The sequence below is a fragment of the Meridianimarinicoccus zhengii genome (assembly GCF_003254465.1).
In the GTDB taxonomy this organism is placed as follows: Bacteria; Pseudomonadota; Alphaproteobacteria; order Rhodobacterales; family Rhodobacteraceae; genus Meridianimarinicoccus; species Meridianimarinicoccus zhengii.
This window is the reverse complement of sequence record NZ_QDFI01000023.1, coordinates 1-22,556: the sequence shown is the minus strand read 5'-3', so window position 1 is coordinate 22,556 and position 22,556 is coordinate 1. Positions and strand designations below refer to the sequence as shown.

The window sequence follows — 22,556 nt, the reverse complement described above, 5'->3', positions numbered from 1 at the left end:
CTGCCGGTTTCCATTCCGTTGGCCACGGCCCGCCGTGCGGACAGAACTGACGCCCCGTTCGGTGTCGTTCGATCGCCCGCCATGACCCGGCCCGGGATGCGTCATTCAACCGGGAAGTCCGTCGATCCTGTCCAGCGAACCGAGGTCGTTGTCCCAATTCGCGCGACTGGAAAAGCAGATATGCGCATGCGGTCGAATGGCAATCGGGCTGTCCAGGGAACCTGCCGGCACGACAAGCACACCACCGTTCGCCTGAGAAACCGGCAGCGCAGAACCGCAAGTCGTGCAGAAGCATTTCACATGTTGCGACCCGGTCAGCCTGAATTCCCGGATGTTTTCCTCTCCCGATAACCAGACAATCTTCGCCGTGGAGGAGAACAGGTTCGCCGCATGGGCCGAGCCGCTATCCTTGCGGCATCGCGCGCAGTGACACAGGAAGAAGCTTTCGAACTTTCCCGCTATGCGGAACGTCACTGCGCCACACAGGCATTGTCCGGTCGCCACTTCGTCCATACCCACCTCCCCGCGATGTGCAGCCATCGAGCCGAAGACCACGTGAAACGTCCAGCGCCATCTGCCCCGGTGCAGGTCCAAGGCGGAGCTGGGGCTTCAAGCCGTCGGTGCGACCGCGTCGAATGGCTCAGGTGGCTGGCGGCGAGTCGGCATCGCCGCCTCCTTCGCCCGCGTCATCCTCCGGCTGGTCGGCGATCCACGCGACCGACACGACCTGTTCGCCGGCGGCGGTGTTGAACACGCGCACGCCGCCTGCGGCGCGGGAGCGGAAGGAGATGCCGTTGACGGGGCAGCGGATCGACTGGCCGGTGGAGGTCGCCAGCATGATCTGGTCGTCAAGCTCCACCGGGAACGCTGACACGATAGGCCCGCCGCGCATGGCGCGGTCCATCGCCGCCACGCCCATGCCGCCGCGCCCGCGCACGGGGTAGTCGTGGGACGACGACAGCTTGCCCGCGCCGCGCGCGGTGATCGTGACGATCAGGTGTTCGGCGGCGGACATGGCGGCGTAGCGTTCCTGGCTCAGCGCCTCGTCCGCGACCTGTTCGTCGTCCTCGTCCCGTTCGGGTTCGTCCACCATGCCTTCGACCGCGCGGCGCATTTTCAGGTATGCGGCGCGTTCGCCCGGCGTCGCCTCGAAATGGCGGATGGTGGACATGGCGACGACCCGGTCGCCCTTGGCCAGCCGGATGCCGCGCACGCCGGTGCTGTCGCGGCCCTTGAACACTCGCACGTCGGTGGTGCGGAAGCGCATCGCGCGGCCCGATGCGGTGAACAGGATCACGTCATCGTCTTCGGAACAGATCTGCGCGCGCACGAGGGAAACATCCTCGGGCAGCTTCATGGCGATCTTCCCGTTGCGCATGACGTTGGTGAAATCCGACAGCGCGTTGCGGCGCACCGAGCCGTCCGAGGTGGCGAAGACGATCTGCATGTCGGCCCATTGCGCTTCGGGCACGTCCACCGGCATGATCGCCGCCACGCCCACACCGCCCGCGATGGGCAGAACGTTCACCAGCGCCTTGCCGCGCGACGCGCGCCCGCCCTGGGGCAGGCGCCACGTCTTGATCTTGTAGACCATCCCGTCGGTCGTGAAGAACAGAAGCTGGGTATGGGTGTTGGCGACGAACAGGGTGGTGACGACGTCGTCGTCCTTCATGTTCATCCCCGCAAGGCCCTTGCCGCCGCGCTTCTGGGCGCGGAATTCGGCGAGCGGCGTGCGCTTGATGTAGCCGGACTGGGTGACGGTGACGACCATGTCTTCCCGCTCGATGAGGTCCTCGTCCTCCATGTCGCCGGACCAGTCCACGATCTCCGTGCGGCGGGGGACGGCGAAGGCCTCGCGCACCTCGCGCAGTTCGGTGGAAATGATGTCCATGACGCGGGCGCGCGACCGCAGGATGTCGAGGTAATCCTTGATCTTCGCGGCAAGGTCTTCGAGTTCGTCCGTGACTTCCTTCACGCCGATCTGCGTGAGGCGCTGGAGCCGCAGGTCGAGGATCGCACGGGCCTGCGTTTCCGACAGGTAATAGGTGCCGTCGTCGTTCATCGTGTGCGACGGGTCGTCGATCAGGCGGATGTAATCGGCGATGTCCATGGCGGGCCAGCGGCGTTCCATCAGCTTGGCGCGTGCCTCGGCGGCGTCGGTCGACGCGCGGATGGTGGCGACCACTTCGTCCACGTTGCTGACCGCGACGGCGAGGCCGCACAGCACGTGGCTGCGTTCGCGCGCCTTGCGCAGGTCGAACGCGGTGCGCCGGGCGACGACCTGTTCGCGGAACTCGATGAAGGACGTGAGGAACCGGCGCAGGGTCAGTTGTTCGGGCCGCCCGCCGTTGAGCGCGAGCATGTTGCACCCGAAGGAGGTCTGCATGGGCGTGAAGCGAAAAAGCTGGTTGAGCACCACGTCCGGGGTCGCGTCGCGCTTCAGCTCGATCACCACGCGGACGCCGACCCGGTCGGATTCGTCCTGCACGTGGGAAATGCCTTCGAGCTTCTTTTCGCGCACCAGATCGGCGATCTTTTCCACCAGCGAGGCCTTGTTCACCTGGTAGGGGATTTCATCCAGCACGATGGCGAAGCGGTCCTTGCGCAACTCCTCGATATGGGTCTTCGCGCGGATGATGACGCTGCCGCGCCCTTCGAGATACGCCTTGCGCGCGCCGGAGCGGCCAAGGATCAGCCCGCCCGTGGGAAAATCGGGGGCGGGGACGTATTGCATGAGGTCGATGGACTCGAGATCGGGGTTCTCGATCAGCGCGAGCGTGGCGTCGATCACCTCCCCCAGATTGTGCGGCGGAATGTTGGTGGCCATGCCGACGGCGATACCGCCCGCGCCGTTGACCAGCATGTTCGGGAAGCGCGCGGGCAGGACCGAGGGTTCGCGGTCCTTGCCGTCGTAATTGTCCTGGAAATCGACCGTGTCCTTGTCGATATCGGCCAGCAAGGCGCCCGCGGGCTTGTCCATGCGGACCTCGGTGTAGCGCATGGCGGCGGGGTTGTCGCCATCCATGGACCCGAAATTGCCCTGCCCGTCCAAGAGCGGCAGGGACATGGAGAAATCCTGCGCCATGCGCACAAGCGCGTCGTAGATCGCGCCGTCGCCATGCGGGTGATACTTGCCCATTACGTCGCCGACGGGCCGCGCGGACTTGCGATAGGGCTTGTCGTGGGTGTTTCCCGTCTCGTGCATTGCGTAAAGAATGCGCCGATGCACAGGTTTCAGGCCGTCACGAAGGTCCGGAATGGCGCGCGACACGATCACGCTCATGGCGTAGTCAAGATACGACGCCTTCATCTCGTCGGCGATGGAAATCGTGGGGCCATGCGGCACGGGGGCCGGGCCTTCCGGGATTTCGCGATCGTTTTCGGGGGGTTCCGGCGTATCGTTCAAGTATTTCGCCCTTGCGGTTATGCTGCTCTGCCCGTTGGTTTCACGGGTATATCACCGGGGTTCGGGCGGGGGCAACCCGCGCGGCCCGGTGCTGGCATCAGCCGGGGCGCGGGAGTGCTAACATACTGTGGTCATTGATTATTCAGACGACTCGGGCATCGTGAGGGGGTGGATACAGGAAAGGATCGCCATGGACCACCGCGAAACCGAGCTGATGCTGAAGGGATACGGGCTGACCACCGCCGAGATGTTCTATCGGATGCCCGATTATCGCAACGTTCTGAACAGCTTCGTCTGGCAGGATTACGACCTTGCCCCGGATCATCCGCGCCTGTTCGAGTTCATCGAGTTCTGGCAGAAGGAGATCGAGGGGCCGCTCCACTCGGTGCGGTTCACCCATCGCAAGATGATCGCGCCCGGCGAATGGCGCAACGTGACGGGCGAGTTCACCTTGCACTAGGCCGCCGCAGGGCCGCGAGCCAGAGCGCGGCCAGACCCAGCGACAACACCGCGTTCCATCCCGCCATGGACAGGCCCGCGAAGGCCCAGGGGATCTCGTCGCACATCACGACCTGCGCGGGCGCGGTCATGTCCAGAAGGTCCGCCCCGGACATGCCCGACAACCCCGGCCCGCTGCCGGAACAGGACGTGGGGCCCGGCCACCATCCTTGTTCGATGCCCGTGTGATAGATGCCGATCCCGCCAGTGGTCAGCGCGGCGAGCGCGCCGAGCGCCAGCAGCGGGCGGCGCAGCGGCGCGGGGGCCAGCAGCAGCGCGGCGGCCAGGAACGCTGCCGCGACATGGGGCCAGCGTTGCCAGATGCACAGCGCGCAGGGCGGCAACCCGCCGATATGCTGGAACGCGAAGGCGGCGGCCAGCAGCGCCGCCGACCCGGCCCCGGCAAGATATCCCAGCGCACGCCCCGTCACAGGTATTTCACCACGTAGAAGCCGCCCACCAGCAGCACGCAGAACAGCGTGAACATCAGCCCGAGGCGGCGTTCGATGAAATCGCGGATCGGCGCGCCGAATTTCCACAGAAGGGCCGCGACGAGGAAGAACCGCAGCCCGCGCGCGATGACCGAGGCCACCATGAATACGCTCAGCGACAGGCCGGTCGCGCCGGACATGATGGTGATGACCTTGTAGGGAAACGGCGTCACGCCCGCGATCAGCACGGCCCAGGCCCCCCATTCGTTGTAGCGCAGCGAGAATGCGTCGAAATAGGCGTCCTTGCCGTAGAATTCCAGCACGGGGCGGCCGACTGTTTCGAACAGGCCCCACCCGATGTAGTAGCCCGCGAGGCCGCCCAGCACCGACGACACGGTGCAAACACCGGCGATCAGCCAGGCGCGGCGGGGTGCCGCGAGGATCATGGGTATCATCAGGATGTCGGGCGGAATCGGGAAGACCGAGCTTTCGACGAAGGCGACGGCGGCGAGGGCCCAGAGCGCGTAGCGGCTTTCGGCCAGTCCCATCGTCCAGTCGTACAACCCGCGCAGCATGGCGACACCCCGTAATCCCTGCGCCATGGCTATGGCCGCACGGCGCGGGACGGTCAAGCGCGCGACATTACATTCCACGTTGCAGGTGGCGGGCGCCGCGGGCTAGGGGTCGCGCAACGATGCAGGAGGCAGCAGGCGATGGCCATGGCGGCACCCACGGAGCCCCGACTGGGGCGGATCTTCGACGCGGTCTCGCAGGCTTTCGCGGTCGCGGGTGGCATCGTGCTGGCCGGGATGGCGCTGGTCACGGTCGTGTCGGTCGTGGGCCGGGCGCTGGCCGGGTTCGGGCTGGCACCCGTGCGCGGCGATTTCGAACTGGTCACGATCGGCTGCGCGCTCGCGGTGTTCTGGTCGCTGCCGCTGGCGCAGATACGGCGCGCCCATGTGACGGTCGATATCCTGTCGGAACGGCTGGGGCCGCGCGTCCATGCGGTGCTGGGACTTGTGGGCAATGTCGCGCTGACGGTCTGCGCGGCGGTCGTGGCGATGCAACTGGCCCGCGCGTTCGGCGAGCGGTTTCCTCATGGCGGCCCGGCCCTGCGGGAAGCGCTGGGACTGGGGCCGCCACCCTTTTTTGCCGAGACGACGTATGAATTGCAGATCGAGGTCTGGATACCCTTCGGCCTCTCGCTGATCGGTGCGGTCTGGCTGGCCGTGGTGTGCGGCTACACGGTCTGGCGCAGCGCTGTCTGGGTCGCGGCAGGCCGGGAGCCCGCGCCGACATGACAGGTCTGACCCTCGCACTGGCGGGCTTCGGCGTGATGCTGCTGGCCATATTCCTGCGCCTGCCCATCGCCGCGGCCATGGGGCTGACCGGGTTCTTCGGGACATGGGCGGTGCTTGGGTCGCCCAACGCGGGGCTGAGCCAGCTCAAGACGCTCAGCTACGACACATTCGCCAGCTATTCGCTGTCCATCGTGCCGATGTTCCTGCTGATGGGGCAGATCGCGGCCCGGTCGGGGATGAGTGCGGCGCTGTTCCGGGGGGCGGCGGCACTGGTCGGTCACCGGTCGGGCGGCATGGCGCTGGCGTCGGTCGGGGCTTGCGCGGGCTTCGGCGCGGTGTGCGGCTCGTCGCTCGCCACCGCATCGACCATGGGGCAGGTGGCCCTGCCGGAATTGCGCGCGCGCGGCTATGCCGACGGTCTTGCGACGGGGGTTCTGGCGGCCGGCGGGACGCTGGGCATCCTGATCCCGCCATCGATCGTGCTGGTCCTGTATGCCATCCTGACCGAACAGAACATCGTGGCCATGTTCGCGGGCGCTCTGGTGCCCGGCCTGTTGGCGGTGATCGGTTACATGCTGGCGGTCCGTGTCGTCGTGTGGCGCGACCCGACGGCGGCCCCGCGCAGCCCGCGGCTGCCGCGCGCCGAACGGCTGGCGGCGCTGCGCGATGTCTGGCCGGTCGTGGCGATCTTCGCGCTGGTGATGGGCGGGATCGTGGGCGACTGGAACTGGGTCCGCCCCGGCGTGCAGGCGTTGTTCACCCCGACCGAAGGGGCCGCCGTGGGCGTCGTGGCGACGGCCCTCGCGGCGGCGCTGACCGGCGGGCTGTCGTGGCGCGACATGCGCGCGGCGGTGATGGAGACCGCGATGGCGACGGGGCTGATCTTCGCCATCCTGCTGGGCGCGCAGATGTTCAACACGTTCCTCGCGTTCACGCAGGCGCCGCAGGCGCTGGCGGCGTGGGTCGCGGGGCAGGGGGCGTCGCCCATGCTGGTGCTGCTGGCGATGCTGCTGATCTATCTCGCCTTGGGGTGCGTGATGGACAGCCTGAGCATGATCCTGCTGACGATCCCGGTGTTCTTTCCCATCGTGTCCGGCCTCGATTTCGGGCTGGGGGCGGAAGCCACGGCGATCTGGTTCGGCATCCTCGCCCTGATCGTGGTGGAGATCGGGCTGATCACGCCGCCGGTGGGGCTGAACCTGTTTCTCATCAACCGCTTGGCGGGCGATGTGCCGCTGGGTGTGACCTATCGCGGGGTCGCGCCGTTCATCGTCGCGGACCTTGTGCGGGTGGGGCTGCTGTTGGCTTTTCCCGGACTGGTGCTGTGGTTGGCGCTGTGACGCACGGCGCGCGTTAACGTCGCGGCTGCGCATTTACGCTTTGTGAACCTTTTGAGTCGGAACGCGGCTCTTGTGGTAGTCAAGCAAACAAACACCAGATTTAGCGAAAAGTCGGTTTGACCCCGGCCCGCGAATCCGGCTTATTTGCGTACATCACTGCGACGGCCCACCACATCTGGTGGACACCCCATCATCCAGAGGCGCCCGCCCGACCCACGCCTGCATCGCGGTGCAGGCGCCGGGAAAGGTTTGCCTTGGACCGGGCTGCCGCCGCGCCGGACGACAGCACGAGGGATCGGACCATGAGAATCGAACGCAAATTCACCCGTGACGCGCAGGACGCCTATGCCGATCTGGCCTTCACCACGACCACGTCGGAGATCCGCAATCCCGACGGTACTGTCGTGTTCCGGCTGGAAGGGCTGGAGGTGCCTGCGGGCTGGTCGCAGGTGGCGTCCGACGTGCTGGCGCAGAAGTATTTCCGCAAGGCGGGCGTGGCGGCGCGGCTGAAGAAGGTGCGCGAAAAGGGCGTGCCCGAGTTCCTGTGGCGCTCCGTGCCCGACGAGGACGCGTTGGCCGAGTTGCCCGAGGATCAGCGTTTCGGCGGCGAGACGACAGCGCGGCAGGTCTTCGACCGGCTGGCGGGCGCCTGGGCCTATTGGGGCTGGAAGGGCGGCTATTTCACCAAGGAAGCCGACGCCCGCGCCTATTTCGACGAAATGCGCTACATGCTGGCGACCCAGCGTGCAGCCCCCAACAGCCCGCAATGGTTCAACACCGGGCTGCATTGGGCATACGGGATCGACGGGCCGAGCCAGGGCCATTTCTACGTCGACCACAAGACCGGCAAGCTGACCAAGTCGGCCAGCGCCTATGAACACCCCCAGCCCCATGCCTGCTTCATCCAGTCCGTCGCGGACGATCTGGTGAACGATGGCGGGATCATGGACCTGTGGGTGCGCGAGGCGCGGCTGTTCAAGTACGGGTCCGGCACCGGCACGAACTTCTCCTCCCTGCGGGGAGAAGGCGAGGCCCTCTCGGGCGGTGGGCGGTCCTCGGGTCTGATGGGTTTCCTGAAGATCGGGGACAGAGCGGCCGGCGCGATCAAATCCGGGGGCACAACCCGGCGCGCGGCCAAGATGGTGATCTGCGACGCGGACCATCCCGACATCGAACAGTTCATCAACTGGAAGGTGATCGAGGAGCAGAAGGTTGCGTCGCTGGTCGCCGGCAGCAAGAGCCACGAAGCGCGGTTGAACGATATCTTCGCCGCGATTCGTGGGTGGGATGGCAGTCTTGACGATGCGGTGGACCCGAAGGTCAACGCGGCGCTGAAGACGGCCGTGAAGGCCGCGAAGAAGGCTGCCATCCCCGAAACCTACGTCAAGCGCGTGCTCGATTATGCGCGGCAGGGCTACGGCAGCATCGAGTTCCCGACCTATGACACCGACTGGGATTCGGAAGCATATTCCAGCGTGTCGGGGCAGAATTCCAACAACTCGGTCCGCGTCACCGATGCTTTCCTGAAGGCCGTGCGCGACGACTCGGATTGGGAGTTGATCCGCCGCACCGACGGCAAGGTCGCCAAGACGATCAAGGCGCGCGACCTGTGGGAACAGATCGGACACGCAGCCTGGGCCTGCGCCGATCCGGGCATCCAGTTCCACGACACCGTGAACGCGTGGCACACCTGCCCGGCGGACGGGGCGATCCGCGGCTCGAACCCGTGCTCGGAATACATGTTCCTTGACGACACGGCCTGCAACCTCGCGTCCATGAACCTGCTGACCTTCTGGAAGGACGGCACGTTCCAGGCGGAAGACTACATCCACGCCACGCGCCTGTGGACCGTCACGCTGGAAATCAGCGTGCTGATGGCGCAGTTCCCGAGCAAGGAAATCGCCCAGCGGTCCTATGACTTCCGCACGCTGGGGCTGGGTTATGCCAATATCGGTGGCCTGCTGATGCAGATGGGCCACGGCTATGACAGCGACGAAGGCCGCGCGCTCTGCGGTGCGCTGACCGCGATCATGACCGGCGTGTCCTATGCGACCTCGGCCGAGATGGCGGGCGAACTGGGCGCCTTCCCCGGCTACCCGGCGAATTCGGAACACATGCTGCGCGTCATCCGCAACCACCGCAACGCGGCGCACGGCAAGGTGTCGGGCTATGAAGGTCTGGCGGTGAAGCCCGTGCCGCTGGATCACGACAACTGCCCCGACGCGCGCCTGTCCGAGCTTGCGCGGCAGGCCTGGGACGAGGCGCTGGCACTGGGCCAGAAGCACGGCTATCGCAACGCGCAGGCCACGGTGATCGCACCCACCGGCACCATCGGGCTGGTGATGGATTGCGACACCACGGGGATCGAGCCGGACTTCGCGCTGGTGAAGTTCAAGAAGCTCGCGGGCGGCGGATACTTCAAGATCATCAACCGGTCTGTCCCCGCGGCGCTGGAAAAGCTGGGCTATGGTTCGGCGCAGATCGAGGAGATCGTGAGCTACGCCGTGGGTCACGGCACGCTGGGCAACGCGCCGGGGATCAATCACACCGCACTGCTGGGTCACGGCTTCGGCGCGGCGGAGATCGACCGGATCGAGGCGGCGCTGCCCTCGGCCTTCGACATCCGCTTCGTGTTCAACCAGTGGACGCTGGGGGAGGAATTCTGCACGGATGTGCTGGGCATTCCCGCGGCGAAACTGGCCGATCCGACATTCGACATGCTCACCTCGCTCGGCTTCACCAAGGCGCAGATCGAGGCCGCGAACGACCATGTCTGCGGGACCATGACACTGGAAGGGGCGCCGCATCTCGACCCCGCCCATTACCATGTCTTCGACTGCGCCAATCCCTGCGGCAAGAAGGGCAAGCGGTATCTTGGCGTGGAAAGCCACATCACCATGATGGCGGCGGCGCAGTCCTTCATCTCGGGGGCGATCTCCAAGACGATCAACATGGCCAACGACGCCACGATCGAGGACTGCCAGAAGGCGTATGAGTTGTCCTGGTCGCTCGGGGTGAAGGCCAACGCGCTTTACCGCGACGGGTCCAAGCTGTCCCAGCCGCTGGCCTCTGCCCTGGTGGAGGACGACGAGGAGGCGGAAGAGGTGCTCGCCACCGGGTCGCAGCACGAAAAGGCGCGGGTGCTGGCCGAGAAGATCGTCGAGAAGGTCATCGTCAAGGAAGTCGTCCGCTCCCACCGCGAAAAGCTGCCCGAACGGCGCAAGGGCTACACGCAAAAGGCCATCGTGGGCGGGCACAAGGTCTATCTGCGCACGGGCGAATACAAGGACGGCCAGTTGGGCGAGATCTTCATCGACATGCACAAGGAAGGCGCGGGCTTCCGGGCGATGATGAACAACTTCGCCATCGCGGTGTCCGTGGGCCTGCAATATGGTGTGCCGCTGGAGGAGTTCGTGGACGCCTTCACCTTCACCCGGTTCGAGCCGGCCGGCATGGTGCAGGGCAACGACAGCATCAAGAACGCGACCTCGATCCTCGACTACATCTTCCGGGAACTCGCGGTTAGCTATCTCGACCGCACGGATCTGGCGCATGTGAAGCCGGAGGGCGCGTCCTTCGACGATCTCGGCGGCGGCGAGGCGGAAGGAAAGGCGGGGTCGTCCAATGTGGTGCCTGTCAGCGAAAGCGCGGCCAGCAAATCGCTGGCGGTGCTCAAGCAGATTTCCTCCTCGGGTTACCTGCGCAAGCGGATGCCGCAAGACCTGGTGCTGTTGCAGGGCGGGGCCGGGGGTGCGATCGCGTTCGACAGGGACTTGAGCGTGTCGGCGGCGGTCGAGGTGCTGGAGACCCCGGCGATGGACGCCCGCGCCAAGGCCCGCATCCAAGGCTTTGAGGGCGACCCCTGCGGCGAGTGCGGCAACTACACGCTGGTGCGCAACGGCACCTGCATGAAGTGCAACACCTGCGGCGGCACGAGCGGGTGCAGTTGAGGACGGCATATGTTGGTGTGGCGGGCATAGTTGTTCCCAAGAACGGGCATAGTCGCGCCAAAACGGGCAAAGTCTTTCCCAATGCGCCGAAAAACGAAAAAGGGGCGGCTGGGCCGCCCCAAATCGCACGGTCGGGACTCTTGCTCACGCGGGACGCCTCTCAACGAGACCATGCGATGATGCACGCCTACGTTTCGGGCTGGAATAGGTTAGAGTGGTGCCAGGAGAGGCGGGCACGGTGCTTGTCGGTCAACGAAATCGGCTGCTGCCAGCGAAGCTCCGAGCGGGCGTGCTCGCCAAGGGCGGGAGAAAAAAGCGGCTGCCCGATGTCGTCGAAGCTTACGAGCCCACGGTCGAATGCGGCGTCCCAGAGCGCCGAGAGAAGCAATCCATTGTGAACATCAAGGCGTTCGACGTCGCTCGTGCAGTCCTGCCAGGGAATGATGTGCGACGCGCGAAGAAGGGGGGGCGTCCGTGATGCGCGTCAGGGGGCAGCGGCCCTGCCAGTATTCGAGCAGTCCGGACCGAAAGACATCCTGGCCGATCCGCTGAACGACCAGCCGTTCGGCCTCGGTGCTCGTCGGCAGGTCCTTCACCTTGGCCTGGAATTGCGCGAGCGGAGCATCCGGTAGACTGGCCGCCAGCTGATAGACCCTCGGCATCAGGTCGTAGAGGTCGCCGAGAGTCGCGAAGGCGTAGCGGGCCAGCCCGGGTCCCTCGATCGCATCGGCGTCGTCGTCGAGCTCTTCGATCACGCCTCCATGGTCGAGGGCGAGCAGCCAGCCAGCGGCAGCGTCACGCGCGCGCCAGATCGAGCCCTGCGCTGTTGTCGAACTGTACCGCCGCCAGCCATCCGTCTCGCCATGAGTCCGGCGGAATCCGTTCTGGAAGGCGACCTTGTCGCATTCCTGGCGGGTCACGAAAGATTGGGGCGCCTCGACAACAGTCATGGTCAAGCGTCCAGCCGATCGAGCAGTCCGGCCCGCATGTCCTCGAGCGACGGCACCACGTCCTTCTCTCGGACCAGCGTGCGCACCTCGTCTTCGAAGTGCTCGAGAAATACAGAGACCACCGCTCCCTCGTCGTCTTCCGCCGCCGCTGCCATGAAGGCTTCGACCATCTCGTCAGCCAGATCGGACAGGTCGCCCTCCGGGTCGATCAGCGCGTCGCAGTGGCTGGCGATGAGGTCGAGCGCCTCGCCCCTGTCCGACACGACGGACCAGACCATCCCCGAGCCTTCAACTTCGTAGCCGATCACGTCGCTGCGGTGCGGACCGATGAGGTCGAGGGTCCGGCGTGATGCGCGGCTGTTCACCTCGTCGAGGACCAGAGACACGATCCCGTCTATCCAGATGCCGCCGAGGCTTTCGTCCTCGTCGTTGTCGTCGTCCTCCTCGAAGGCTCGCGCGCTCAGAAAGACGAGCGCGTGCCTGGGAAGCTTCTCCACCTCGGTCTGGATAGATGCGCGCACCACGTCTTCGAATGCGCCCGACAGCGAGCCGAGGCGAACGTCGTCCCAGCCCATGTCGTCATCGAACGGTCCCTCCTGCAGCGACCAGCAGTATTCGTCCCACAGGTGACGGGTCGCGACATCGCCGAAGGTGTCGTTGGCCGGTCGAGCGCGCAGATCGTCGACGACTGCCCCGGCGATCCGGTCGACCTCGGCGCGGGCGAATGCCTCCGCGGCCGATTGCAAGCGCGAGAGCCCGTCCCGACTGACCTCTCATGATCGCTGTCAAGGACTTGTTCCAAAGCAATTATCCCGGCGGGGCCGAGCGCGACAGAGTGTAGATGCGCAAGGTAGGAGACGGAACTGAGACGACGGTTGGCAAGCTCTCATACGCGGGTTGGCTACCGCATGACCGTGGTTTCGTCCTGGGGCTGCCTCGTTCTAGAGCGTGTCGCCCCTGATCGGATTCTGGATTCCCATTTCGATCATCCCGTGATTCCCTGTTCTGGAGGCAGATATGGGGGTCAGGTATGGGTATCCCGCCAATGTGGAGTTTTCATGACAGGAGCCAGATTGGCCCTCTCCATCTGCGGTTCATCACATGATCGCGGTGCGCCTCCAGGCGCCGGCCTACGCGCTTGGCGCGACCTTGGTCTGACACTGGCGCAGACGCAGGTTCCCTGTCAGCCGTGCCCCGATGCAGGTGTCGCGCGCGTCGCGGTGCTGCCCTTCGGGTCGTCATCGGTCAATCAGTGGGCAACCGCCGCCCAGAACGAACCGGCGTGTCGGCACCGTTGATGGAGGCGGAACGCAAGCCCCTTCTGTCGAGCGCACGCGCGGGCTAGGCTTGAAGGAGAGAAGGAGAGCGGGACGCGGCGCCGGTCGCACGACGCGGTTCGCGCAACCGGGAACCATCATTCCCGGCGGTGGCGATCAAGGTCTTGGGAGGGACCAGAGCCATGGCATGTCTCATCGGGCGACGTGACCTTGTCGGCGCGGGGCTTGCAGCGCTGGTCGCAGGGCGTGCTTGGGCGCAACCCGTCTTTCGCCTGGGGCTGACGCCTGTCTTTCTCGACAACGATGCCGCGGTGATCGACGGTCTGCGCCGCGCGCTGTCGCGCGGGATGGGGCGCGAGATCGAACTCGTGCAGCGCCGCACATACCAGGACATCACCGGGCTGCTGCTGGAGCGTGGCGTGGATGCGGCTTGGCTGTGTGGCTATCCATATTTGCAGCACGCCGATCTTCTCGGGCTTGTCGCTGTGCCCGTGTGGCGCGGCGCGCCCAGCTATCAATCCTATCTTATTGCTGCGGCAGCGGATCCTGCGGGCACCCTCACAGACCTGCGCGGGGGCACACACGCATTTTCCGACCCGGATTCGAACTCCGGCTATCTGGTCACCGCCACGGACCTGCGGCGCATGGGTGAACGCGCCGACACCTTCTTCAGCCGGTCGATCTTCACCTTCGGGCATCGCAACGTGGTGCGCGCGGTGGCGGATGGCCTTGTCCGGTCCGGCAGCGTCGATGGCTATGTCTGGGAGGCACTGGCGGCGATCGAGCCGGACCTGACCGCGCGGACGCGGATCGTCGGGCGGTCGGAATGGCTGGGCTTCCCGCCGGTTTGCGCGCGGCGCGACATGCTGGGCTCCGATCCCGTTCAGGCCCTGCAACGCGCCCTCATGGACCTGCCGACGACCGACGAAGGCCGACGTGCGCTGGCTGCGTTGCATCTGGACGGGTTTCAGCAGGCGACGCCAGACCTGTTCGACGGGATTGCGGACCGGATGCGCGATCTGGAGACATGAGAGTTTGAAGTGGCTCGGCCCGTTTCCCCTGTCGATCAAGCTGCCGATTCTTGCGGCGGCGATGATGGTGCTTGTGGGGGCAGTGGCCTCCCAGCAGGTCCTGCGCGCGCTGGCGCGGGTTCAGGACGCGCGCATCCAGGAACTGGCGCAGATGCATGTGGAAGGTTTGTCGGTGGCCCTTGGGCCGCTCGTGCTGCGCCATGACATCTGGGAGGTCTACGACACGCTCGACCGCGCGGCACAGGCTGGCGAGGGGCGCCGGATGGTCCTAACCGCCGTTGCGGATGAACGGGGCCGCGTGCTGGCCGCGACCGATCCGCGGCGCGTGCCCATCGACAGCGACATCGCCGACCTCGCTCGCGATGCGGTGGCGCTGGAAAACCTGTCGGTGGACGGGTCTGCCGGCGTTCTCAGCCTGCTCGCACCCTTGAGCTATCAGGGGCGGACGGTCGGGCAGATCGCAACCGAACTGGACGTGTCAGACCTTCTGGCGGAACGGCGGCAGGCGCTGGTGTATCTGCTTGTCGGCAACGCCATGGCGGTCGGCATCCTGTCGCTGGCGGGGTTTGCGGCGCTGCGCCGAATGCTGCGCCCGGTCACGACACTCGCGCGCCAGATGACCGAGACGCAGGGCGAGCCGCACCCGATTGCCGACACGGACATCCCGCGCGGGCATGGGGAGCTTGCCCGGCTCGCGCGGACCTACAACACCATGGTCGGCGCGGTCGCCGACAAGGCCGAAGCGGAACGGCGGTTGGCCGCGCGCGAGCGGTTCGTGGCCCTTGGCCGCCTGTCGTCGTCGCTGGCGCACGAGATCAACAACCCGCTGGGCGGGCTTCTGAATGCCACCGACACGATCCGGTCTTTCGCGGATCGGCCCGATGTGGTGCGCCACTCGGCCGACCTTCTGGACAGGGGCCTGCGCCATTTGCGCGACGTGACGCGCGCGACACTTGACCAGAACCGGCTGGACCGCGTGGAACAGCCGCTCGGCCCCGAGGATTTCGAGGATCTGAAGCTGCTGATCCAGCCCGAGGTGACGCGCCGGGCGCTCGTGCTCGACTGGTCTGTCGAGTTTGACGCAGACGACCCGCCCGGAATACCCGCCGGGCCCGTGCGGCAGATCGCGCTCAACCTTCTGCTGAATTCCTGTGCCGCTGCCTCGCCGTCCGGCCGCATCGGTCTGCACGTCTGGCGGGAAGCCGACGCACTTCGGCTGGACATTGCCGATACCGGCTCCGGCATGTCGCAGGCCGAGCTTGAGCGCCTGCTGGGCGATGGGCCGTTGTCGCCCGGCGGCGGCGTTGGGCTTCGCATCGTCCGGGACCTCGCCACGCGTATGGGTGGCATTGTAGATCATGTGCGGACGGATGGCGTAACCCGCGTGACGGTTGCATTGCCCACGCAGGGGAGCGTGCAGGCTGCCCATGGCACCGGGGGGCCTGCATGCTGAAGGACAGATACATCGTCCTCGTCGAGGATGACGAGATCATGGGCGGATCGTTGGTGCAGCGGCTCGAACTCGAAGGCGCGCGGGTCGTGTGGCTGAAACAGATGGTCCGGGCGCTTGGCGCGATCCGCACCCCCCGGCAGCCCGTGGACGCGGTCATCTGCGATATCGGTCTGCCGGACGGAACGGGGGAAGAGCTGTTTGCCACGCTCGCCCGCACGGGCACGCCGCCGCCCTTCCTGTTCATTACGGGCCAAGGCGGCATCGGGCAGGCCGTGCGGCTGATCAAGTCCGGGGCGGCGGATTACATCGCCAAGCCGTTCGATCTGCCCGATTTCCTCGGGCGGCTCGGCCTGCTCATGGGCGCCCGGAAAGACCCGCGGCCCGACGACGATTTCCCCCCGCTGCTCGGCATCTCGCCCGCTGCGCGCCGGGTCGAAACGCTGATCGCGCGGGCCGCGGCCGATAGCCGTCCCGCGCTGATCCGGGGCGGGCCGGGCACGGGCAAGGACCTTGTCGCACGGCGCATCCACGACCTGTCGGACCGGTCAGCGGCCCCGTTCGTCATCGTCAACCTTGCCCGCGAAGCCGATCCTGGTTTGGTCCTGTTCGCGCCGGGACGTGGGTTCGACGCGGTGGGCGATGGCACGCTGTTCATCAACGCCGTCAGCCGCATGGGCGCGCAAATGCAGGCGCGGCTGCTGGCGCGGCTGGATGGCGGTGTCGACGGGCGGGTGATCGCGGCCTGCGGCCACGATCTGGACACGCTGGTCGCGGCCGGGCTGTTCGACGCAGAGCTGCTGTATCGGCTGGCGGGAACCGAGATCCCGATCCCGCCGCTGGCCGGGCGGCCGGACGATGCGGTCTGGCTCATGGGGCAGCTGTTCGGGAAACTGGCCCCACGACTGGCACCGGATGTCACGGCGATCAGTGCCCTGTGCGACGACGCGGTGCGTACCCATGACTGGCCCGGCGGCGGTCGGGAACTCCGCGCCCGCTTGCGCAGCGGTCTTGCCACGGCTACCGGCCCGCTGTTGCACCCGTCGGACCTGTTCCCCGAACGGGTTGCGGCACCGGGAGACCTGATGTCGCTGGCCGAGGCGCGAGACGCCGCCGAGAAGGCACAGATCATCGCCGCACTCGACCGGACAGGTGGCCAGATCGGCGCGGCGGCGAAGCGTCTGCGCATCGCCCGCACGACGCTGTGGGAAAAGATGCAGAAATTCGATCTGTCCGGCTCGTGACCAGGCCGGCGCCATGTCCGGATTTCCGAACATGAGATTTTCAAGTGCTGGAACAGGCACAAGCCGCGCTGCAGCACGCCCCTAGGTCCGGTCGTGTGCGCCCTTCGCGCTGGATATTCTCTGGCTCATCACTTGCTGCGCCAGGGGAGGAACCAGCCAATGAAGTGCAACAGATTGGTCGACGCGGGGCGTCGGCAGTTCCTGCGGGGCGGTGTCATGGCCACCGCCGGGGCCGCCGCCGCCACCGTGATGTCGCCGGACCAGGCGCAGGCGCAGGCCCGGTCGCTGGCCCGGGTCGAGTATCCGGCGAACCGCCTTGCCAACATCGCCGATCTGGCGGTGAACACGCCCCTTGATGTGACCTACCCCGACGAAGCGAGCCCCGGCGTGCTGCTCAAGCTCGGCCAGGCGGTCGACGGCGGGGTCGGGCCGGACGGCGATATCGTCGCCTTCTCGGTGCTGTGCCCGCACAAGGGCTGGACCATGAGCTATTCGGCGGCGGACAAGTCGCTCAACTGCCCCGGCCACCATTCGCGGTTCGATTGCGAGGCGGGCGGCCAGCAGATCTGGGGCCATGCCACCAGCAATCTCGCGCAGTTCCTGCTCCGGGTGGACGATCAGGGCGACATCTACGCCGACGGCGTGGACGAACTGATCTACGGCCGCCTGTCCAACGTGCTCTGAGGGAGAGAGATCAATGGCTTACAAGAGACAGATCGACCGTCTGCCGATCATCCCCGCGGATGCGGACGAATTCAACGTCACCTGCCACTACTGCATCGTCGGCTGCGGCTACAAGGCCTACACATGGCCGATGAACAGGCAGGGCGGCACGGCGCCGGGCGAGAACAAGTTCGGCGTGGACCTGAGCGAACAGCAGATGCTGGAGACCGAGGCGTGGTATGCGCCGTCGATGTACAACATCGTTCGCCAGAACGGCCGCGACGTTCATCTGGTGGTGAAACCCGATGTGGACTGCGTGGTCAATTCCGGGCTCGGGTCGATCCGCGGCGGGCGCATGGCGGAAAACCGTCCCTCCCGCGTGACGGGCACGCAGGCGCAGCGCCTGACCGATCCGCTGGTATGGCGCAACGGCGTCTGGCAACCGACAAGCTGGGACGACGCGCTTGACCTCGTGGCGCGGGTCACGGCGAAGGTCGTCCTGCAGGGGTCCGAGGATGACATCGTGGTCTCGATGTTCGACCATGGCGGCTCGGCGGGTGGCTACGAGAACACATGGGGCACCGGCAAGCTCTATTTCGAGAGCATGAAGATCAAGAACTGCCGCATCCACAATCGCCCCGCCTACAATTCCGAGGTGCATTCCTCGCGCGACATGGGTGTGGACGAGTTGAACTACGCCTACGAGGATTACACCCTTACCGACACGATCTTCATGGTCGGCGCGAACTCGATGGAGACACAGACCAACCTGTACCTGAACCACATGGTGCCCGGTCTTCAGGGCGGTGCGAAGATGATCGTGGTCGATCCGCGCCGGACCCTGACCATCGCGTCGTCCGAGCAATTCGCCGGGCCCGAGAACGTGCTGCACCTGCCCATCGCCGAGGGCACGGACATGGCGCTCTTCAATGCGATCCTGACCCATATCGTCGATCAGGGCTGGGTGGACGCGGATTTCATCGCCGCATCGACCTATCCCGACGGGGAAGCCGTGGCGCAGGATGCCGCTCATCCGGCGGGGCTCGGCAGCCTCGACTATGCCATGCAGACCTGCCGGACCTCGCTCGACGCGGCGGCGGATATCTGTGGCGTCCCGGCTGACGATATTCGCAAGGCCGCTGAGTGGATCGCCCAGCCCCATGACGACGGCAGCCGCCGCAAATGCGTGACCTGCTATGAGAAGGGCATCATCTGGGGCAACGACAACTACCGCACGATCGGCGCGCTGGTGAACATCGCGCTGGCCACCGGCAATATCGGGCGGGAGGGCGGCGGCGCGTGTCGTCTGGGTGGCCACCAAGAAGGCTATTTCCGCCCCTCGGAAGCACATGTGGGCCGGCCGGCGGAATATGTGGACCAGTTCCTCATCCGCGGCCTTGGCGGTGTCCATCACATCTGGGCCTGCGACCACTACAAGACGACGCTGAACGCATCCGAGTTCAAGCGCGTCCACAAGCGCCGGTCGGACATGGTCAAGGATGCGATCGACAGCGCCGCCGGCGGTAGCCGCGAACAGGTGGTCGATGCCATCGTGTCGGCCGTCAACGCGGGCGGCCTGTTCGTGGTGGACGTGGACATCATCCACAGCCAGATCGGCCAGAACGCCCATGTCATCCTGCCCGCTTGCGAGTCGAATGAGATGAACCTCACCTCGATGAACGGCGAGCGGCGGCTGCGGTTGTCCGAGAAATACATGGATCCGTTCGGCAATTCGCTGCCCGACGCACTGATCGCCGCAAGACTGGCCCAGCACATGGAACGCGTGCTGCGCGAGATGGGCGAGGATGCCTATGCCGATCAGTTCCAGGGCTACGACTGGGACACCGAGGAAGACGCCTTCATGGACGGCTACGGGCGCGCGCATCCGGACGTGACCTACGACCGCCTGCGCGCCGCTGGCAACAACGGGGTGCAGGAACCGGTCACGGGCTATGAGAACGGGCAGCTTGTCGGCACGAAGCGGCTCTATACCGACGGCGTGTTCACCCGGCACGGGCGCGAGGACGGCCGCGCGCTCTTTTGTGCGGCAGGCTGGCGCGGCTGGCAGGCACCGGGCAAGGCGCGCGAACAGGCCGCGCACCGGTTCTGGATCAACAACGTGCGCGCCAACATCTTCTGGCAGAACCAGTTCCTCGACCAGAAGAACGACTTCGTGCAGGATCGCTATCCGCATCCCTTCGTCGAGATGCATCCCGATGACATGGTCGAGCTGGGGCTGAACCCCGGTGACCTGCTCGAGATCATCAACGACAACGGGGTGACGCAAGGCATGGCCTACCCGATGTCGACGCTGAAGCGGAACACGGTGGCGATGGTCTTCGGTGCCCCCGCGGGCAGCCAGGGCAATGTAGTGAACCCGGGCGTGAACGAACTGGTGCTGCCGGACTACAAGCACTGCTGGGGAGACATCCGCAAGATCTCGGACGCGACGGCCCAGACGCGCGGCATCTCGTTCAAGGCGCACGAGATCGTGCTCTGACATGACAGGACCGACCCGCCCCTCACTGTTGGGGCGGGTCTAGCAAGGGGATTGACGATGGCCGGTCTGGCGGGGTGTTCTGCGGGAAAACCCGGACCGATCCTGTCGGTCGATGCCGCACGCCTGCGTGCCGAGGCGGCAGCCTGCCCGGTGGCGGGCCACGACGTACTTGCGCTCGACGCTGCGGTCGGGCGGGTGACGGCGGCTGACGTCACCGCGGCGTCGGCGCTGCCGCCCTTCGACAATTCCGCGATGGACGGCTACGCGGTACGCCTCGCCGACCTGACCGGAGATGGCCCGTGGCACCTGCCCGTGTCGGCCCGCATCGCGGCCGGGGACGGGCGTGCCCTGACCCTTGCGGCGGGGACGGTCGCCCGCATCTTCACCGGCGCGCCGGTGCCGTGCGGTGCCGATGCGGTCGTCATGCAGGAACAGGTCACGCGCAGGGGCGATACGATCATCCTGACGGCCCGCCCGCGACCCGGGCAGAACATCCGGCGCAGGGGCGAGGACGTGGCCGAGGGCGCCCCCGCGCTGACCGCCGGCCTCGCGCTGACCGCGCCACGGCTTGCCCTGCTGGCGGGGTGCGGCGTGGCCAGCGTGTCGGTGCGCCCCCGGGTGCGGGTGGCGATCCTGTCCACGGGCAACGAGCTTGTGGAACCGGGCAGCGCGCGCGGCCCCGGGCAGATCTTCAATTCCAACCGCGTGCTGCTCCGGGCGACGCTGGACCGACTGCCATGGGTTGCGCTGACCGATCTCGGCATCTTGCCCGACGACCCGATCCACATCCGCGCCGCGCTTCGCGCCGCCGCCGGGTCCCATGATGTCGTTATCTCGTCCGGCGGCGTATCGGCAGGGGAGGAGGATCACATCCTCGACGCCTTGCGCGCAGAAGCGGCGGAACTTGACGTGCTGAAGGTCGCGATCCGCCCCGGCAAGCCGCTGACCGTGGGGCGGCTTGGTCAGACCCTGTTTTTCGGGCTACCCGGCAATCCCTATGCGGCGGCGATCACCTTTTCCCAGATCGCGCGTCCCGCCCTGCGCCGGGTGGCCGGGCTGACCGAGGACCCCGATCATTGGCTGCCCGCCGTCGCCGGGTTCACCTATGCGCGGGCAACGGGGCGGCGCGAGTATGTGCCTGTGACGTGGCATCGGCGCGATCCGGTGGGGCGGCCGGTGCTGGACCGGCTGGGGCAAGGCGCCTCCGCCGCGCTGTGGCCCCTCGCGCAGGCCATGGGCATCGCCGTCATCCCGCCGAACATGGCCGTGGTCAGACCGGGCCAGCCTTTGGCTGTCGCGCCGCTGATGGACTGAGCATAGATCGGCTCAGGTCTTGCGCAGCAGAAAACGCGCGCACGTGGCTGCCATCGCGATCCCCGCCGTCAACCAGACCGCGGACAGCTTGGACACCGTCAGCGTGGCCGAAGACCACCCCCCGTGCACAGGCAGCGCCACAAAGTTCTTGGCAGCGTGCCCACCACGGCCGACCGGTGCCGCCACGGCCACGCGCCCTTGTGTCGGGGGGCGACACCGAGGCAGGCCGGTCGCGACCATGGGTGCCGTCGTGCGCCTCGCCGGTCAGGGTGTCGCATCCACCGGCGACAGACGCGCATCCAGCGTTGTCCAGCAGGGCGGACCGTCTGGCGGCAGGTGCAGCGGTTCGCCCAAGATCTTCAGGAACAGCGCCCGGTCCGGCAGGGCATAGCTGTGCCCCATGGAATGGGTCAGGGCCACCCGTTCGCCCGGAAGGGGGTTCGGCGCGGCCCGTGTCGGCCCTAGCCCGGCCTTCAGATGATGGGCGATGTCCCATTCGCGCACCGTGCCGCCGTGGCGCGTGACGACCCAGCAATGGCCGTCGTCGGTGCGCCCCCCGCGCTCGGCAGGAAAGAAGTACCCATAAACATAGCCCGCCTCGAAGCCCGCCGCGCGCAGGCTCGCCACGAGATAGGTGTTGATGTCCACGCAGGACCCCGGCGTCAGCCCGCAGGACAGGTGCGGGACGCTGTCGGTTCCGTCGTTGAACCGCGTTTCCGGATGGTCATAAGCGAAGCGGCTCTCCGCTTCGGCCACCAGTGCCTCGATCCCCGCGTCGCCACCGCCCGCGGCGCGCGCGATGGTGCGGCTCGCCTCGGCAAGCGCGCTGGCGGCGGTGGTGTAGCGATTGGCGCGCGGACGGAAGACCGCCTCGGGATAGGGCGTGTCGTCGGGGGCAGGCTCCACCCGGTATTCCAACGTGACCGGCCCGCCGTCATGGGCGACCAGTGCGGCGCAAAGACCCAGTTCCGGTTCGTTGACGAGCGTCGCGATCCGCCCGCCCTCGACCGTGAGCCCGCGGATCATGCCATGGGGCGACGCGATCCCGACCGGCACCAGAAGCGGCCCCGCAAGCGGCGAGGCCACGGCCACGGTCAGCCGTCTCATGCCAGCGCGCTCCAGGCCTGGAACAGCAGCCCGGCGGCGAAGGCGCCGGTCAGCGACAGGGCGATGTAGAGCGCGAAGACCGGCGGCCGCGCCA

General features: G+C 66.7%; 18 protein-coding genes. 10 read left to right on the top strand and 8 right to left on the bottom strand.

The genetic code is table 11. The features are described 5' to 3' along the window. Positions 1 to 105: 105 nt before the first annotated feature. Complete coding sequence (locus DDE13_RS09470; protein ID WP_111403775.1) at positions 106 to 513, bottom strand: GFA family protein; 408 nt, start codon at positions 511 to 513, stop codon at positions 106 to 108. Between the two features lie 127 nt (positions 514 to 640). Beyond that, positions 641 to 3,406, bottom strand: coding sequence for a DNA gyrase subunit A (gene gyrA / locus DDE13_RS09465; RefSeq protein WP_111403773.1), 2,766 nt, complete (start codon positions 3,404 to 3,406; stop codon positions 641 to 643). Positions 3,407 to 3,596: 190 nt separating this feature from the next. Here gyrA and DDE13_RS09460 point away from each other — a divergent pair, with 190 nt between their 5' ends. Continuing rightward, entirely contained in the window at positions 3,597 to 3,866 is a 270-nt protein-coding gene (locus tag DDE13_RS09460; protein ID WP_111403771.1) for an usg protein, read from the top strand. Here DDE13_RS09460 and DDE13_RS09455 read toward each other — a convergent pair. Then, entirely contained in the window at positions 3,853 to 4,335 is a 483-nt protein-coding gene (locus DDE13_RS09455; protein WP_111403769.1) for a disulfide bond formation protein B, read from the bottom strand. The two genes, DDE13_RS09460 and DDE13_RS09455, sit on opposite strands and share 14 nt — an antisense overlap. Continuing rightward, positions 4,332 to 4,910, bottom strand: coding sequence for a YqaA family protein (locus tag DDE13_RS09450; RefSeq protein ID WP_111403767.1), 579 nt, complete (start codon positions 4,908 to 4,910; stop codon positions 4,332 to 4,334). The genes DDE13_RS09455 and DDE13_RS09450 overlap by 4 nt, the downstream gene beginning before the upstream one ends. 144 nt (positions 4,911 to 5,054) lie before the next feature. Between DDE13_RS09450 and DDE13_RS09445 the strand changes: the two genes are divergently transcribed. The 3 genes from DDE13_RS09445 (at position 5,055) to DDE13_RS09435 (ending at position 10,926) form a co-directional block, all read left to right on the top strand. Next, a complete protein-coding gene (locus tag DDE13_RS09445) occupies positions 5,055 to 5,636 on the top strand; it encodes a TRAP transporter small permease (RefSeq protein ID WP_162630926.1) in 582 nt (193 codons plus the stop codon). Beyond that, complete coding sequence (locus tag DDE13_RS09440) at positions 5,633 to 6,976, top strand: TRAP transporter large permease (protein ID WP_111403763.1); 1,344 nt, start codon at positions 5,633 to 5,635, stop codon at positions 6,974 to 6,976. Before DDE13_RS09445 ends, DDE13_RS09440 begins: the two co-directional genes overlap by 4 nt. Positions 6,977 to 7,278: 302 nt before the next feature. After that, positions 7,279 to 10,926, top strand: a complete 3,648-nt coding sequence (locus DDE13_RS09435) for a vitamin B12-dependent ribonucleotide reductase (RefSeq protein ID WP_111403761.1) — start codon at positions 7,279 to 7,281, stop codon at positions 10,924 to 10,926. 187 nt (positions 10,927 to 11,113) lie between these two features. On the opposite strand, the gene DDE13_RS23720 is transcribed toward DDE13_RS09435, so the two are convergent. Genes DDE13_RS23720 through DDE13_RS09425 form a run of 3 tightly spaced genes read right to left on the bottom strand, consistent with a single transcriptional unit; the run spans position 11,114 to position 12,622 of the window. Continuing rightward, on the bottom strand, positions 11,114 to 11,368 hold the full coding sequence (locus DDE13_RS23720) for an HNH endonuclease (RefSeq protein WP_369333209.1): 255 nt from the start codon (positions 11,366 to 11,368) through the stop codon (positions 11,114 to 11,116). After that, positions 11,328 to 11,876 (bottom strand): hypothetical protein, encoded by a 549-nt coding sequence (locus DDE13_RS09430; protein WP_222626064.1) that lies wholly within the window; start codon positions 11,874 to 11,876, stop codon positions 11,328 to 11,330. Before DDE13_RS09430 ends, DDE13_RS23720 begins: the two co-directional genes overlap by 41 nt. Positions 11,877 to 11,878: 2 nt before the next feature. After that, positions 11,879 to 12,622, bottom strand: coding sequence for a hypothetical protein (locus DDE13_RS09425; protein ID WP_111403759.1), 744 nt, complete (start codon positions 12,620 to 12,622; stop codon positions 11,879 to 11,881). A 713-nt stretch (positions 12,623 to 13,335) separates the two neighbouring features. On the opposite strand from DDE13_RS09425, the gene DDE13_RS09420 reads away from it, so the two are divergent. The 6 genes from DDE13_RS09420 (at position 13,336) to DDE13_RS09395 (ending at position 21,355) form a co-directional block, all read left to right on the top strand. Beyond that, positions 13,336 to 14,184 (top strand): substrate-binding domain-containing protein, encoded by an 849-nt coding sequence (locus tag DDE13_RS09420; RefSeq protein WP_111403757.1) that lies wholly within the window; start codon positions 13,336 to 13,338, stop codon positions 14,182 to 14,184. 4 nt (positions 14,185 to 14,188) lie between these two features. Then, complete coding sequence (locus DDE13_RS09415; protein WP_111403755.1) at positions 14,189 to 15,637, top strand: sensor histidine kinase; 1,449 nt, start codon at positions 14,189 to 14,191, stop codon at positions 15,635 to 15,637. Beyond that, the gene (locus DDE13_RS09410) at positions 15,631 to 16,878 is read left to right on the top strand and encodes a sigma-54-dependent transcriptional regulator (protein ID WP_111403753.1); all 1,248 of its coding nucleotides are present in this window, start codon (positions 15,631 to 15,633) and stop codon (positions 16,876 to 16,878) included. Before DDE13_RS09415 ends, DDE13_RS09410 begins: the two co-directional genes overlap by 7 nt. Before the next feature lie 159 nt (positions 16,879 to 17,037). After that, positions 17,038 to 17,562, top strand: coding sequence for an arsenate reductase (azurin) small subunit (locus DDE13_RS09405; RefSeq protein WP_111403751.1), 525 nt, complete (start codon positions 17,038 to 17,040; stop codon positions 17,560 to 17,562). A 13-nt stretch (positions 17,563 to 17,575) separates the two neighbouring features. After that, positions 17,576 to 20,041 carry an arsenate reductase (azurin) large subunit gene (locus DDE13_RS09400; RefSeq protein ID WP_111403749.1) on the top strand — a complete coding sequence of 822 codons (2,466 nt, stop codon included), beginning with the start codon at positions 17,576 to 17,578 and terminating at the stop codon, positions 20,039 to 20,041. Positions 20,042 to 20,098: 57 nt separating this feature from the next. Further along, complete coding sequence (locus DDE13_RS09395; protein ID WP_111403747.1) at positions 20,099 to 21,355, top strand: molybdopterin molybdotransferase MoeA; 1,257 nt, start codon at positions 20,099 to 20,101, stop codon at positions 21,353 to 21,355. Positions 21,356 to 21,619: 264 nt separating this feature from the next. Here the strand turns inward: DDE13_RS09395 and DDE13_RS09385 are convergent, their stop codons facing one another. After that, positions 21,620 to 22,462, bottom strand: a complete 843-nt coding sequence (locus DDE13_RS09385) for a transglutaminase-like domain-containing protein (protein WP_111403745.1) — start codon at positions 22,460 to 22,462, stop codon at positions 21,620 to 21,622. Positions 22,463 to 22,556 lie beyond the last annotated feature (94 nt).

Excerpts from the sequence above, each read along its gene's own strand:
- DDE13_RS09470 (WP_111403775.1), bottom strand. The coding sequence starts at position 513 with ATGGACGAAGTGGCGACCGGACAATGCCTGTGTGGCGCAGTGACGTTC.
- DDE13_RS09460 (WP_111403771.1), top strand. The coding sequence starts at position 3,597 with ATGGACCACCGCGAAACCGAGCTGATGCTGAAGGGATACGGGCTGACC.
- DDE13_RS09450 (WP_111403767.1), bottom strand. The coding sequence starts at position 4,910 with ATGCTGCGCGGGTTGTACGACTGGACGATGGGACTGGCCGAAAGCCGC.
- DDE13_RS09445 (WP_162630926.1), top strand. The coding sequence starts at position 5,055 with ATGGCGGCACCCACGGAGCCCCGACTGGGGCGGATCTTCGACGCGGTC.
- DDE13_RS09440 (WP_111403763.1), top strand. The coding sequence starts at position 5,633 with ATGACAGGTCTGACCCTCGCACTGGCGGGCTTCGGCGTGATGCTGCTG.
- DDE13_RS09435 (WP_111403761.1), top strand. The coding sequence starts at position 7,279 with ATGAGAATCGAACGCAAATTCACCCGTGACGCGCAGGACGCCTATGCC.
- DDE13_RS09430 (WP_222626064.1), bottom strand. The coding sequence starts at position 11,876 with ATGACTGTTGTCGAGGCGCCCCAATCTTTCGTGACCCGCCAGGAATGC.
- DDE13_RS09420 (WP_111403757.1), top strand. The coding sequence starts at position 13,336 with ATGGCATGTCTCATCGGGCGACGTGACCTTGTCGGCGCGGGGCTTGCA.
- DDE13_RS09410 (WP_111403753.1), top strand. The coding sequence starts at position 15,631 with ATGCTGAAGGACAGATACATCGTCCTCGTCGAGGATGACGAGATCATG.
- DDE13_RS09405 (WP_111403751.1), top strand. The coding sequence starts at position 17,038 with ATGAAGTGCAACAGATTGGTCGACGCGGGGCGTCGGCAGTTCCTGCGG.
- DDE13_RS09400 (WP_111403749.1), top strand. The coding sequence starts at position 17,576 with ATGGCTTACAAGAGACAGATCGACCGTCTGCCGATCATCCCCGCGGAT.
- DDE13_RS09395 (WP_111403747.1), top strand. The coding sequence starts at position 20,099 with ATGGCCGGTCTGGCGGGGTGTTCTGCGGGAAAACCCGGACCGATCCTG.
- DDE13_RS09385 (WP_111403745.1), bottom strand. The coding sequence starts at position 22,462 with ATGAGACGGCTGACCGTGGCCGTGGCCTCGCCGCTTGCGGGGCCGCTT.